The sequence below is a fragment of the Dietzia sp. CW19 genome, assembly GCF_014145265.1.
In the GTDB taxonomy this organism is placed as follows: domain Bacteria; phylum Actinomycetota; class Actinomycetes; order Mycobacteriales; family Mycobacteriaceae; genus Dietzia; species Dietzia natronolimnaea.
The window spans coordinates 26,086-26,346 of sequence record NZ_JAALEE010000566.1 but is presented as its reverse complement, the minus strand read 5'-3'; the positions used below and the strand labels follow the sequence as shown (position 1 = coordinate 26,346).

Annotated in this window: 1 protein-coding gene; it reads right to left on the bottom strand. The window is 68.2% G+C overall.

The genetic code is table 11. The features are described from left to right. Window positions 1-261: transposase (locus G6021_RS16680; protein ID WP_182641777.1), on the bottom strand; the 261-nt coding region annotated here is incomplete at both ends.

Here is a 261-nt window from a genome sequence, read left to right as displayed (position 1 = left end):
GGGATCGCGGCGATCGTGTTGAACACTGCGACGATGGCAGTCGCCCAGGGCCACGTTTCGGGAATCTTCACGCGCCGCCGTCGGCCGCTTCGGACCAGCCGGGCTGCCACGTGGAGGAAGCGGTAGCGCAGCGCTTTGGGCTCGCACAAGGCCAGAACTGCGGCGTCGCCGGTGCAAGCGAGCATCCGGGTCCAGGCCACCAGATCCGCGGCGAGCATCACCGCCACGAGCCAGGCCTGGTTTAAAGCGAACTCCCGCGAG